At 71.3% G+C, this 13,144-nt stretch carries 9 protein-coding genes; 6 read left to right on the forward strand and 3 right to left on the reverse strand.

Going from position 1 to position 13,144, the window contains the following annotated elements:
- The 3 genes from VP06_RS12980 to VP06_RS12990 all read right to left on the reverse strand — a co-directional run.
- Positions 1-1,654: DUF2252 domain-containing protein (locus tag VP06_RS12980; RefSeq protein ID WP_156295577.1), on the reverse strand; the 1,654-nt coding region annotated here is incomplete at its 3' end.
- A gap of 102 nt (positions 1,655-1,756) precedes the next feature.
- Complete coding sequence (locus tag VP06_RS12985) at positions 1,757-5,050, reverse strand: helicase-related protein (protein WP_048464201.1); 3,294 nt, start codon at positions 5,048-5,050, stop codon at positions 1,757-1,759.
- A gap of 494 nt (positions 5,051-5,544) precedes the next feature.
- Positions 5,545-6,060: an MAPEG family protein gene (locus VP06_RS12990; RefSeq protein WP_245291162.1), complete on the reverse strand. Its 516-nt coding sequence runs from the start codon at positions 6,058-6,060 to the stop codon at positions 5,545-5,547.
- Positions 6,061-6,150: 90 nt separating this feature from the next.
- Between VP06_RS12990 and alaS the strand changes: the two genes are divergently transcribed.
- From alaS to VP06_RS13020, 6 genes are all read left to right on the forward strand, one after another.
- Complete coding sequence (gene alaS, locus VP06_RS12995) at positions 6,151-8,817, forward strand: alanine--tRNA ligase (RefSeq protein ID WP_048464202.1); 2,667 nt, start codon at positions 6,151-6,153, stop codon at positions 8,815-8,817.
- Between the two features lie 411 nt (positions 8,818-9,228).
- Positions 9,229-9,783: a dTDP-4-dehydrorhamnose 3,5-epimerase gene (gene rfbC / locus VP06_RS13000; RefSeq protein ID WP_048464203.1), complete on the forward strand. Its 555-nt coding sequence runs from the start codon at positions 9,229-9,231 to the stop codon at positions 9,781-9,783.
- Between the two features lie 41 nt (positions 9,784-9,824).
- The gene (rfbB, locus tag VP06_RS13005) at positions 9,825-10,877 is read left to right on the forward strand and encodes a dTDP-glucose 4,6-dehydratase (protein ID WP_048464204.1); all 1,053 of its coding nucleotides are present in this window, start codon (positions 9,825-9,827) and stop codon (positions 10,875-10,877) included.
- Positions 10,878-10,881: 4 nt separating this feature from the next.
- Entirely contained in the window at positions 10,882-11,781 is a 900-nt protein-coding gene (gene rfbD / locus VP06_RS13010; protein ID WP_048464205.1) for a dTDP-4-dehydrorhamnose reductase, read from the forward strand.
- Between the two features lie 14 nt (positions 11,782-11,795).
- The gene (gene rfbA / locus VP06_RS13015) at positions 11,796-12,686 is read left to right on the forward strand and encodes a glucose-1-phosphate thymidylyltransferase RfbA (RefSeq protein WP_048464206.1); all 891 of its coding nucleotides are present in this window, start codon (positions 11,796-11,798) and stop codon (positions 12,684-12,686) included.
- 227 nt (positions 12,687-12,913) lie between these two features.
- The coding region (locus tag VP06_RS13020) for a carboxyl transferase domain-containing protein (protein ID WP_280950207.1) at positions 12,914-13,144 on the forward strand (231 nt) is incomplete at its 3' end.

The raw sequence follows: 13,144 nt of genomic DNA on the forward strand, positions 1-13,144 counted from the left end.
GGCGGCCGGTCTTGCGGCGGGGGGGGGAAGGCGGGCCGCGGGGGGGTTGGGGGCCCCGGCCGGGGGGGGGGCCCCCCCCCCCCCGCCTTCCCCCCCCCCGCCCCGCCCCCCCCCCGGGGGGCCCCCCCCCCCCCCCGGTCCCCCCCACGGGCGGCGCGGCGTTGGCGCCCGCCCGCGCCCCCCCCCCCCCCAGCCGCCCCGCCGTGATCGCCTCCAGAAACAACCGGTGATCCTCGGCATTCCGCTCGCCATAAGCCCCCGCCCAATCCGCCAGGGCCTCGCGGAAATCGGCATGGCGATCGCGCCCGCAATAGCCGGCGATCGCCGCGGCGTCGCCGGTGCGGGCATGGGCCCGGGCGAGCAGCGCGCCATAGGCCCACGAGAAGTACACCAGGGGCTGCCCGCGCATGCAGGCGACCGGGATCTCGCCCTTCATGTTCTTCATCTGGCGGACATAGAAGGGCCGTCCGTCGATGGTGGTCCAGCCGAGCAGCGGGTCGCCGACCGCCTGGAGCAGGCGCTGGCCGTAGATCACCCGCTCGCCCTCGTGCGAGGCGTAGGGCTCGGGCATCCCGGAGACATACGGCGCGTGGGCGGGGCGGACCGCCTCCTTCACCTGGAGGAAGAGCACGTCCTGGTCCGAGTTGCCGCACAAGAGCGCCACGTAGGCCCGTGTGCCGACGCTGCCGACGCCGACGACCCGGTGGGCGACGTCGACGACGTGGTAGCGGCTGAGCATGAAGCGGCGCTCCCGCGGCAGGGTCTCGGCGTAATGCTCGAGCCCCGCGGTCACCGCCTCGCGCGTTTCGCCATCGACCCAGGTCAGGATCGGCGGGTCGTGGCGAAAGCGCCAGCCGCCATCGACCCGGCGCTCGCCGACCCGGGCGAGCAGGCTCTTGTTGTGGCGCCTGCGCGCCTTCTCGACCGCGCGCTCCACCACCGCACGCGATTCCTCGTCGATCGCGATGCCGCTGAAATCCAGGTCCTCGGCCCGGGCCGCCCGGTGCCAGACGTCGAGGGGCCCCTGCGGCGCCAGCTCGGTCATGGTGTGCTGGTAGCCGTAGGCCGCCCCGATCACCGCCTCGCGGCGCTCGGAGCCCGGCACGTCGAGATCGCGCGCGGCGACCTCGATGCTGGCGCAGAGCCGCTTCAGGTCCCATTCCCACGGGCCGATCGTGACCTCGTCGAAATCGTTGAGGTCGAGGACGATGTCGCGCTGGGGCGTGCCGAACAGGCCGAAATTCGAGATGTGGGCGTCGCCGTTCATCACCACGTCGATGCCGCTCGTCGGGGTGCGGGCGAGGTCCCAAGCCATCACGGTCGCGGCCCCGCGCAGGAAGGCGAAGGGCGAACTCGCCATCCGGGCGACCCGCAGGGGGATCAGCCGCTCCTGGCGTCCTGTTTGGGCCTCCTCGATCAGCCGTACCGGATCGGGCCGGTCCTCCGGCAGGGGCACCGGGCCGTGGCCGTCATGCGGGACCTTGGCGCGCAGGGCCTTGCCGGCGGCGCGGCGCTTCTCCCACGGCTCGCCGGGCGTGCGCAGGTCGATCCGCGGGAAATCGGCCAGCGGCTCCAGGACGATGTCCGCGGCCGGCCTCTCGTCCGGGCCGGCCTCGTCGCTCTCGGGTGGTCGGTCGGGGGTGGGTCTGTCCATGGGGCGCGGCTCGTCGGCGGACCCGATCCGGGCGTGAGACTCAAACCTTGGCCGTTGGCGATCGTTCCGGCACCGGATGAAAAGCCGGCGCCGGACGTGGCCTCAGCCGTGATGGTCGCGGGCGTCCTGGATCCGGTTCAGGAACTCGGCCGCCATCGCGCCGCGCCGGTCCGGGTCGTCGCAGGGCCGGCGCAGGATCAGACGGCCGTCGCGGGCGGTCAGGTCGTCGCCGAGCGGCATCGCGGCAGGCGCACAGCCGGGCCGGACATCGACGGCCAGACCCTGCGGCCCGCCGGTAAGCCGGGCGATGCCGAGGGAGAGGCAGGCGACCCGCAGATGGCCCAGCGTGAACAGCGCCCGCACGCCGGCCGGCAGCGGCCCGAACCGGTCCTCGACCTCGCCGCGCAACGCCTCGACCTCCTCCGCGGAGCCGAGGCGCAGGAGGCGGGTCTGGAGGCTCAGGCGCAGCTCCGGCTCGGGGATGTAATCCGCCGGCACGTCGCCGGCGAGGCCGAGATGGATCTCCGGGGCCCAATCCTCCGCCGGCTCGCCCTTGGCGGCCCGGAGCGCCAGATGCAGCAGGTGCTGGTACAGCCCGAGCCCGATCAGCTTGACGTGGCCGGCCTGGTTGTCGCCGACGAGGTCGCCGGCCCCGCGCAGATCGAGGTCCCGGGCGCTGATGGCGAATCCTGCCCCGAGGCGGTCGAGGGCCTCCAGCGTGCGCAGCCGCTTCTCGGCCGCCGGGGCGAGGGCACGGTCGGGGCGCGTCAGCAGGTAGGTGACGCCCCGGCGCTGGCCGCGCCCGACCCGGCCGCGGAGCTGGTGCAGCTGCGCCAGGCCGAAGCGCTCGGCGTCAACGACCAGCATGGTGTTGGCCCGCGGCACGTCGAGCCCGCTCTCGATGATCGAGGTGGCAAGCAGCACGTCGCCCTCGCCATCGGCAAAGCGGACCATGATGTCGTCGAGCGCCGCCGGCTTCATCTCGCCATGGGCGACGACGGTGGTGAGCTCGGGCACCAGCCGCGTCAGGCGCTCGGCCATCGGGCCGATCTCCTCGATCCGCGGGCAGACGACGAAGCTCTGGCCGCCGCGGCCCTTCTCCCGCATCAGGGCCGCCCGCAGGGTGTCGTCGTGGAGCGGCGTCAGGATCGTGCGGATCGGCTGGCGCACCGCCGGCGGCGTCGCGATGACGCTGAGCGACTTCAGGCCAACCAGCGCCGCTTGCAGGGTGCGGGGAATCGGCGTCGCCGTGAGCGTCAGCACATGGGCATCGCCCGCCATGGTGCGCAGGCGCTGCTTCAGCGCGGCGCCGAAACGCTGCTCCTCGTCGATCACCACGAGGCCGAGATCCGCGAAGGTCACGCCGCGCCCAGCGAGCGCATGGGTGCCGATCACGAGGCGGATCGCGCCGTCGGCGAGGCCCTGGCGCACCCGCTTGGCCTCTGCCGGGCTGGCGAGCCGCGAGAGCTGCGCCACCCCGATGCCGAAGCGGGCGAAGCGCCGCGCGAAGGTGCGCAGGTGCTGGCGCACCAGCACCGTCGTCGGGGCTACCACCGCGACCTGCTTGCCGGCGAGCACCGCGGCGGCGGCGGCGCGCAGAGCCACCTCGGTCTTGCCGAAACCGACATCGCCGCAGACCAGCCGGTCCATCGGCTGCGTCCCGGCGAGATCGGCGAGCACCCCGTCGACGGCCTTCGCCTGGTCGGGGGTGAGCGGGAAGCCGAAGCCGGCGCCGAACCGCTCCATCTCGCGCTCGGGCGGCACCAGCGCGGGGGCCCGCGCCTGCCGGCGCTCCGCCGCCGCCGCCAGCATCGCGCGGGCGGCCCGCGCCAGGCCCGCTTCCGTGGTGAGGCGCCGTTTCGCCCAGGTGCCGCCCTCCAGCGTGTCGAGGGTGACGGCGTCCTCTTCCGAGCCGTAGCGCCAGATCCGGTCGGCCTGGGCTACCGGCACCATCAGGATCGCCTCGTGGGCGAAGCGCAGGCGCAGGGCCTCGGTGCTGCCGCCGTCGCCGGTGGCGATGCGCTCCAGCCCCTCGAAGACGCACAGCCCGTGATCGCGGTCCACCGCCACGTCGCCAACGCGCAGATCGACCTCGCCCATCGGCAGGATCACCGGCTGACCGGTCCCCGGCTTCACCGAGGTGCCGCCATGGACATCGGGGACGGCGATCACCGTGACGCCGAGATCCGGCACCCGGAACCCGGCATCGAGCGGGACCGGCAGGGCGACGATCTCGCCGGGTTTGGCGGCGACCGCCTCCGACCAGTCGGCGACCGGGCGGACGCTGCGCTCCGCCGCCCGCGCGGCCTGGCGCGACAGGCGCTTGAGCCCGGCCCCATCGCCGCCGAGCACCACCCGCTCGCCGGCCTTCAGGCGCTCGCGCAAGTAAGCCGAGAAGGCCGTGCCAGGCCGGCGCTCGCGCAGGAAGGCCGGGACCGCGATCGAGTCCGCGTCGGCGTCGTTCGCGACCGCGATCTCGCGGGACTCTCGCGCCGTGCGCCATTCGACGGGCGTGAGGTAGAGCGGCACCGCCTGGCCGCTGCCCGCAGGTTCCGACGCGCGTCCCTCCGCGATCTGCTCGAAGAACGCTTCGGCGCGGGCCTCCGCCCCAGCCTCGACCACCAGACGGGCCTGAGGCACATAATCGAGCACAGTCGTGAGCCGGCCGTAGAGGCTCGGCAACTGGTGCTCCTGGCCGGTGAAGGGCCGCAGGCGCAGGGGCGAATCCGGCGCCAGGACGATCTCGGTCGCCGGATCGACCACCAGGGTCGCGACCTCGTCGAGGGAGCGCTGCGACACCGGATCGTAGGTGCGGATCGCCGTGACCCGGCCGTTGTCATGCTCGATGCGGCAGGGGCGGGGGGCGGCGGCGGGAAACACGTCGATGGTCCGGCCGCGCAGGGCGACCTCGCCGGGCTCGTCGACCCGGTCGTCGAGGATGTAGCCGAGGCGCTGCATCTCCGCCGTGAGCTGGCCGGCCTCCAGGGCGTCGCCGGCCCGGATCTCGACCCGGGCCTCGGTCCAGGTCTCCGGCGGCGGAACGCGCTGGATCAGCGCCGGGGCGGTGGTGAGCAGGATGTCGGGCAGATGGGCGGTGTCGGTGAGCCAGCGCAGCACGCCGGCCCGGGCGCCCATCGTGCCGCGGGAGGGGGAGGCGCGGTCGAAGGGCAGGCAATCCCATTCCGGATAGACCGCGACCCCGAGGCCAGGGGCGAGGGCGCGCAGCAGGGCGGCAATCTCCTCCAGCCGGCGGGTGTCACGGGCGACGTGGACGAGGGGGCGGCCCCGGTCGCGCCAGGAGAGCAGCGCCACCGCGAGGGCACCCGGCGGCACCAGCGGCGCCACGTGCTCCTCGGCCGCCACCGTCATGCGCTGCCTTGCCTTGCGCTTCGCCATCGGCCCCCGCTCCTTGTCTCTGTGCGGAGAAACGCCCGGCGGCTGCGGTGGGTCCGGTCCGGGGCCGCTGCGTGCACAGGAATGGGGTGGGGGAGTGTGTTGAGGGTGGTGCGGCCCGTCCTCCCGCCTGGGGAGACCTGCCGGAATGGGGAGAGGTGTCCGGCAGCAGCACGCGACGCGACCCACGCGACGCGACCATGGATACGACCAAGGTCAATCGATGAGAGCCCCGCCGATTCAATTCTGACGAGACTGCTACCGACTGTATCATAAAGCTTCCACGCCCAACCCTCCCCCGTCGGCGGGCTGCGGGTTATATACCTTAGAAAAAACTTCTCTGACGGCGTTTCCGTTTCTCTAATCATGCAGTCCAGACCGCTTGAAACGAGGAGAAATTCAGCGATTTTGCTTCTTTCTGAGATGAAAATCCCAAGTTATATACCTATCAGCCAGCTGGGGGAGAGGAGAAGACTGCGTCTTTTCCGGCCCTCTCTTTACGGCGCGCCCGGCCCTGCCCAGCCGAACAACCCCGCAAAGACAAAGCCGATCCCGACGATCGCCACGCCCCAGACCGGCGTGCGGATCCACGGGATGCCGAAGCCGTAGATCGGCAGGTAGAGCAGCCGAGCCCAGAAATAGAGCTGCGCGCCCCACGTCACCGCGCCGCCCTGCCGGCCGGACACCGCAGCGGCGAGCACCAGGGCGGCGAAGAGCGGGAAGGTCTCGAAGAAGTTCTTCGAGGCGCGCTGGAGCCGGGCAGCGGCGCCGGTGACCTCGCCCTCGCTGTCGCGGTTGCCCGCCGCCCAGGCCAACCCCCCGCGTTGTCCGAGCCCCGCGGCGGACGCCGCCACGATGTGGACGAAGCCGAGTGCGGCCGAGAAGGCGAGGAGGCGGATGTCGTCGGTCATGGCGGGTGAATCCTGCACCGGCGGGCCGATCGCCGCGCTTGCCGCCTCCACATAGGGGGACCGGTCCGCCTCGACATGGGGAAAGCGCGTGACTAAAGACACGCGGATGCATCCGCGGGCCGCCCGCCGGTGCGCCCGATGTGTCACGCCCGCCCTTCGCCCGGCCCGCCTTCCGCAGAGACGATCCTTCCCATGAGTGGCGTCAACGAGATCCGGTCCACCTTCCTGGACTACTTCGCCAAGCACGGCCACGAAGCGGTGCCGTCCTCGCCGCTGGTGCCGCGCAACGACCCGACGTTGATGTTCACCAACGCCGGCATGGTGCAGTTCAAGAACGTCTTCACCGGCGTCGAGAAGCGGCCCTACCAGCGCGCCGTCACGGCCCAGAAATGCGTCCGCGCCGGCGGCAAGCACAACGATCTGGACAATGTCGGGTACACGGCGCGCCACCACACCTTCTTCGAGATGCTGGGCAACTTCTCGTTCGGCGATTATTTCAAGCCGCTGGCGATCGAGCTGGCCTGGAACCTCGTCACCAAGGAATTTGGGCTCTCGCCCGAGAAGCTGCTGGTCACGGTCTATGCCGACGACGACGATGCCGCCACCCTGTGGCGCAAGATCGCCGGCTTCTCCGACGACCGCATCATCCGCATCAACACCTCCGACAATTTCTGGCAGATGGGCGATACCGGCCCCTGCGGCCCGTGTTCGGAGATCTTCATCGACCAGGGCCCGGAGTTGTGGGGCGGCCCTCCCGGCAGCCCGGAGGAGGACGGCGACCGCTTCCTCGAATTCTGGAACCTCGTGTTCATGCAGTACGAGCAGATCGAGCCGGGCAACCGGGTCGACCTGCCGCGGCCCTCGATCGATACCGGCATGGGCCTCGAGCGCATGGCGGCGATCCTCCAGGGGGTCAAGAGCAATTACGACACGGACCTGTTCCGCAGCCTGATCGACGCCGTCGCCCACCAGGTCGGCCGGGCGCCGGAGGGCAAGCAGACGGCGTCCTACCGGGTGATCGCCGATCACCTGCGCGCCTCGTCCTTCCTCGTCGCCGATGGCGTGCTGCCGAGCAACGAGGGCCGCGGCTACGTGCTGCGCCGGATCATGCGCCGGGCCATGCGCCACGCCCAGCTCCTCGGCTCCCGCGACCCGATGATGTACCGGCTGGTGCCGACCCTGGTGCGCGAGATGGGCCAGGCTTACCCCGAGCTGCTGCGGGCCGAGAGCCTGATCGCCGAGACCCTGCGCCTCGAAGAGACCCGCTTCCGCCGTACCCTGGAGCGCGGCCTGTCGATCCTCGACGCCGAGACCCGCGATCTGTCGGAGGGCCAGAGCCTGTCGGGCGAGACCGCCTTCACCCTCTACGACACCTACGGCTTCCCCCTCGACCTGACCCAGGACGCGCTCAAGTCTCGCGGCATCACGGTCGACACCGACGGATTCTCGGCTGCGATGCAGCGCCAGCGCGCCGCGGCGCGTGCCGCCTGGACGGGCTCGGGCGAGGCGGCGACCGAGACCCTGTGGTATGCCCTTCGCGAGCGCACCGGCGCCACCGAGTTCCTCGGCTACGATACGGAAGCCGCCGAGGCGGTCATCACCGCGCTGGTGCGCGGCGGGGCCGAGGTCGAGGCGATCCGGGCGGGCGAGGACGGCCTCCTCGTCGTCACCCAGACGCCGTTCTATGCTGAGTCCGGCGGCCAAGTCGGCGATACCGGCACGGTGACCGGCCAGGGCCTCAAGGCCCGGGTGACCGCGACCGAGAAGAAGCTCGGCGACCTCTTCGTCCACCACGTCGCGGTGGAGGAGGGGAGCCTGACCCTCGGCCAGGCGGTCGAGCTGAAGGTCGATCACGGGCGCCGCTCGGCGATCCGCGCCAACCACTCCGCGACCCACCTGCTGCACGAGGCCCTGCGCCAGGTGCTCGGCGACCACGTCGCCCAGAAGGGCTCGCTCGTCGCGCCCGAGCGCCTGCGCTTCGACATCAGCCATCCGAAGCCGATCGAGGCCGACGAGCTGGCGCAGGTCGAGGAGATCGCCAACCGGGTGCTGCTCCAGAACGAGCCGGTGGTGACGAAGCTGATGGCGGTCGACGACGCCATCGCGTCGGGCGCCCGGGCGCTGTTCGGCGAGAAATACGGCGAGGAGGTGCGGGTGGTCTCGATGGGTCGCGACAGCACCCCGGACGGCCGGCCCAAGACCTTCTCGGTCGAGTTGTGCGGCGGCACCCATGTCGGGCGCACCGGGGATATCGGCGTGGTGACGATCCTCGGTGACAGCGCCGTCGGCGCCGGCGTGCGCCGGATCGAGGCGATGACGGGCGACGCCGCCCGCCGCCACCTCGCCGGGGAGAGCCGCCAGCTCGCGGCCTTGGCCAGCCTGCTCAAGGTGCCGGTGGCCGAGGCGCCCGAGCGTCTGGCCGCCCTCCTCGACGAGCGCCGCCGGATGGAGCGGGAACTCTCGGAGGCCCGCCGCAAGCTCGCCATGGGCGGGGGCGATGCCGGCGGTGGCGACGACGGCGTGCGCGAGGTCGCCGGCACGAAGCTGATGGCCCGGGTCGTGCAGGGGGTCGAGATGCGCGATCTCAAGAGCCTGGCCGACGAGGGCAAGAAGCGGCTCGGCTCCGGGATCGTGGCGATCGTCGGCGTGGCGCCGGACGGCAAGGCCGGCCTCGTCGTCGGCGTGACCGAGGATCTGACCGGCCGGTTCGACGCCGTCGCCCTGGTGCGGGCAGGGTCGGAGCGGCTCGGCGGCAAGGGCGGCGGCGGACGCCGCGACATGGCCCAGGCCGGCGGGCCCGACGGGGCTGCGGCCGAGGCCGCCTTGGAGGCGATCGCGGCGTCCCTCACGGCCGCGTGAGGCTCCTGCGCCAGGTGCCCGCAGGATGCGGGCCCGCGGACAATCCCGGCCGCACGCGGCGGCCGGCGCGATGCGAGGGTTTCATGGCACCCCGCATCACCGTATAGGCGCGTGGTGCGGGGCATTCACCCGCGCCAGCCCGGACGTTCGCCCGTCTATTCCGAAATCCCGCCGCGTCCGGCCCGCGCAAGGCATGCTCGGGACTGCCGGCTTGCTTGGGCGGCTCTTGCCGTTCGCTCGCCCCGAGCGTCAGCCGATCTTGCTCACCCCGCGTGTGCGAAGTAGAGGCTGCGGGCATGCGGCCTGCGGCAGGGCCGGCCGACGCCGTTGTGCCATGTTTGCCGGGCAAGAGCCCCGCATCGATCAGGCGCGCGTTACTGGGCGCGTTACTGGACTGGGAGGGTGGGCAGGATGCAGGTCATCGATCAGGCGATCCCGGCGGTGAAGCTGGTGATCCCCAAGCGGCACGGCGATGCCCGCGGCTGGTTCTCGGAGACCTACCGGGCCGACATCCTGGCCGCTCACGGCGTCGAGGACCACTTCATCCAGGACAACCAGTCCTTCTCGGCGCAACAGGGCACCGTCCGCGGCCTGCACTTCCAGCGCCATCCCTTCGCCCAGGCCAAGCTGATCCGCGTCTTGTCCGGCGCGATCCTCGACGTCGCGGTCGACTTGCGCCGGGACCAGCCCACCTATGGCCGGCACGTCGCCGCCCGCCTCGACGCATTAAGCGGCCACCAGCTCTACGTGCCGATCGGCTTCGGCCATGGCTTCTGCACCCTCGAGCCGGACACGATGGTTGCCTACAAGGTCGCCGGCGGCGTCTACAGCCCGGAGCATGACGGCAACCTGCTCTGGAACGATCCCGATCTCGCCATCGACTGGCCGGTGAGCGAGAGCGAGGCCCAGCTCTCGGCCAAGGACAAGGTCGCGCCCCGCTTCGTCGATCTGCCGCCGCTGTTCTGACGCCCGGACGGGCACCCACGCTTTCGGAGATCACCCACCCCATGCGTATCCTCGTCACGGGCGGCTGCGGCTTCATCGGCTCGGCCCTGGTCCTGCACCTCGTCCAGGATCTCGGCCACGAGGTCCTGACCCTCGACGCGCTCACCTACGCGGCGAACCCGATCTCGCTGATGCCGCTCAAGGGCAACAACCGGCATCGCTTCGCGGAAGCCGACATCTGCGACCACGAGACGGTCCCGGGCCTGTTCGCGGAGTTCCGGCCGCAGGCCGTGATGCATCTCGCCGCCGAGAGCCATGTCGACCGCTCGATCACCGGGCCGGGCGCCTTCATCCGCACCAACGTGGTCGGCACCCAGGTGATGCTGGAGGCGGCCCGCGCCCACTACAACACCCTTGAAGGTGCCGAGCGCGACGCCTTCCGCTTCCTCCACGTCTCGACCGACGAGGTCTACGGCTCGCTGCCGCCGGGCGCCTTCTTCACCGAGGACAGCCGCTACGACCCGCGCTCGCCCTATTCGGCCTCGAAGGCGGGCTCCGACCACCTGGCCCGTGCCTGGCACGAGACCTACGGCCTGCCGGTGCTGGTGACCAACTGCTCGAACAATTACGGGCCGCGGCACTTCCCCGAGAAGCTGATCCCGCTGATGATCCTCAACGCGCTGGAGGGCAAGACCCTCCCGGTCTACGGCGACGGCCAGAACGAGCGCGACTGGATCCACGTCGAGGACCACGCCCGCGGCCTCGTCGCGGTTTTGGAGAAGGGCCGGATCGGCGAGACCTACCTGCTCGGCGGCCGCTCGGTGCGCAACAACCTCGACGTGGTGAAGACGCTCTGCGCGATCTTCGACCGGCTGCGGCCCGAGGCCGGCCCGCACGAGCGGCTCATCACCTTCGTCACCGACCGTCCCGGCCACGACCGGCGCTACGCCATCGACCCGAGCAAGGCCGAGAAGGAGGTCGGCTACGCGCCGACCCGCACCTTCGAGCAGGCGCTCGAGGACACCGTGCGCTGGTATCTCGACAACGAATCGTGGTGGCGCCCGATCCGCGAGGGCCGCTATTCCGGCGAGCGCCTCGGCCTGACGGCGGAGTAGGGCGATGACGCGGGAAATCCTGGTCCTCGGCGGCGGCGGTCAGGTCGGCACCGAATTGCAGCGGCAAGCCTGGGGGGAGGGGGTGGTGATCCACGCTCCGGCCCGGGATGCCCTCGACATCACCGACGAGGCCGCGGTCGCCCGCGCCATCGCCGAGCGGGCTTACGCCGCGGTGATCAACACCGCCGCCTATACGGCGGTCGACAAGGCCGAGAGCGACGTGGCGGCGGCCTGGCGGCTCAACGCGCTGAGCGCCGCCTACCTGGCGGCGGAGACGGCGAGGGCCGGCATCCCGCTGATCCACGTCTCGACCGATTACGTCTTCGACGGGACCGGCACGGGGGCCTATGCCGCCGACGCGCCGGTGCATCCGGTCAGCGTCTATGGCGCCAGCAAGGCCGCCGGCGAGATGGCGGTCCGCACCGGCAATCCGCGCCACGCGGTGGTCCGCACCGCCTGGGTGGTGAGCCCGCACCGGGCGAACTTCGTCAAGACGATGCTGCGCCTCGCGGGTGAGCGCGACACGCTGACGGTGGTCGACGACCAGCGCGGCTGCCCGACCTCGGCCGGCGACCTCGCGGCGGCGCTCGCGGCCATTGCGCTCCGCTTCGCCGAGGACGAGACGGCGCCTGCCGGCACCTATCACTGCGTCAATGCCGGGGCGACGACCTGGTACGACTTCGCCCGTGCCATCATGGCCGGCGCGGCGGCGCGCGGCGCCCGGGCGGTCCCGGTGACGCCGATCCCCAGCACGGCCTTCAAGACCCCGGTCGCCCGGCCGGCCAATTCCGAGCTTTCGACCGAGACCCTGACCCGCACCTTCGGCCTCGTGCCGCGCCCGTGGGGTGAGGCCCTCGACGACATCCTGGACCAGCTGATCGGTCCCGCGGCGAACCGCGCCTGAAGGAGTATCACATCATGAAGGGCATCGTGCTCGCCGGCGGATCCGGCACGCGGCTGCACCCGGCGACGCTGGCGATCAACAAGCAGCTGCTGCCGGTCTACGACAAGCCGATGATCTACTACCCGGTCTCGGTGCTGATGCTGGCTGGCATCCGCGACATCCTGCTGATCTCGTCGCCGGAGCATATCGACAACTACAAGCGCCTGTTCGGCACCGGCGAGCAGTTCGGGATCACCATCTCCTACGCCTTGCAGCCCAAGCCCGAGGGCCTGGCCCAGGCATTCATCATCGGCCGCGACTTCGTCGGCGACGATTCCGTCGCGCTGGTGCTCGGCGACAACCTGTTCTTCGGCGCCGGCCTGCGCCAGCTCCTGGCGAAGGCCAAGGCGCGGGAGACGGGCGCCACGGTGTTCGCCTACCACGTCGACCACCCGGAAGCCTACGGCGTCGTGACGCTCGACAAGCAGGGCCGCGCCACCAAGCTCGTCGAGAAGCCGAAGAACCCGGAATCGCCCTGGGCGGTGACCGGACTGTACTTCTACGACAACCAGGTGCTCGACATCGCGGCCGCGGTGAAGCCCTCGGCACGCGGCGAACTCGAGATCACCGACGTCAACCAGGCCTATCTCGACCGCGGCCAGCTCCACGTCGAATGCATGTCCCGCGGCTATGCCTGGCTCGATACCGGCACCCACGACAACCTTCTGGAAGCGGGCGAGTTCGTCCGTGTCATCCAGCACCGCCAGGGCATGCAGGTCGCCTGCCTGGAGGAGATCGCCTATCTCCAGGGCTTCATCACCCGCGAGCAGGTGCTGGCCCGCGGCCAGCTCTTCGCCAAAACCAATTACGGCCAGAGCCTGCTGCGCCTCGCCCGCGAGGAGGAGCCGGGGCACGGCTCGCTCTGATCGGGCTCCCTCCGGTCCATCCAGCGACTATCGGGTCGAGGGCCGCGCCACCGCCGCGAGGGGAGGGCGCGGCCTTGTCCGTTCCGGTCCGGCTCCGGCCAACAACCGGCATCCCCGTTTCGCCCAAAAAGACCGAGTTTTCGCCGTGCCCCGGCGCGTGCTAAGGCCGCAGGCACGGTCAAGCCTCCCGGCGGGTGCGCGACTCTTCTTCAGGAATGGGCGACAGCATGAAGGACATCCTCGAACGGCTCGACCAGCGGCGTGCGCAGGCCCGGGTCGGCGGCGGCGAGAGCCGGGTGGCGGCGCAGCACAAGCGCGGCAAGCTCACGGCGCGCGAGCGCATCGAGCTTCTCCTCGATTCCGGGTCGTTCGAGGAATTCGACATGTTCGTGCAGCACCGCTCGAACGATTTCGGGATGGAAAAGCAGAAGATCCCGGGCGACGGCGTCATCACCGGC

It is taken from the genome of Methylobacterium aquaticum, from assembly GCF_001043915.1.
Lineage (GTDB): Bacteria > Pseudomonadota > Alphaproteobacteria > Rhizobiales > Beijerinckiaceae > Methylobacterium > Methylobacterium aquaticum.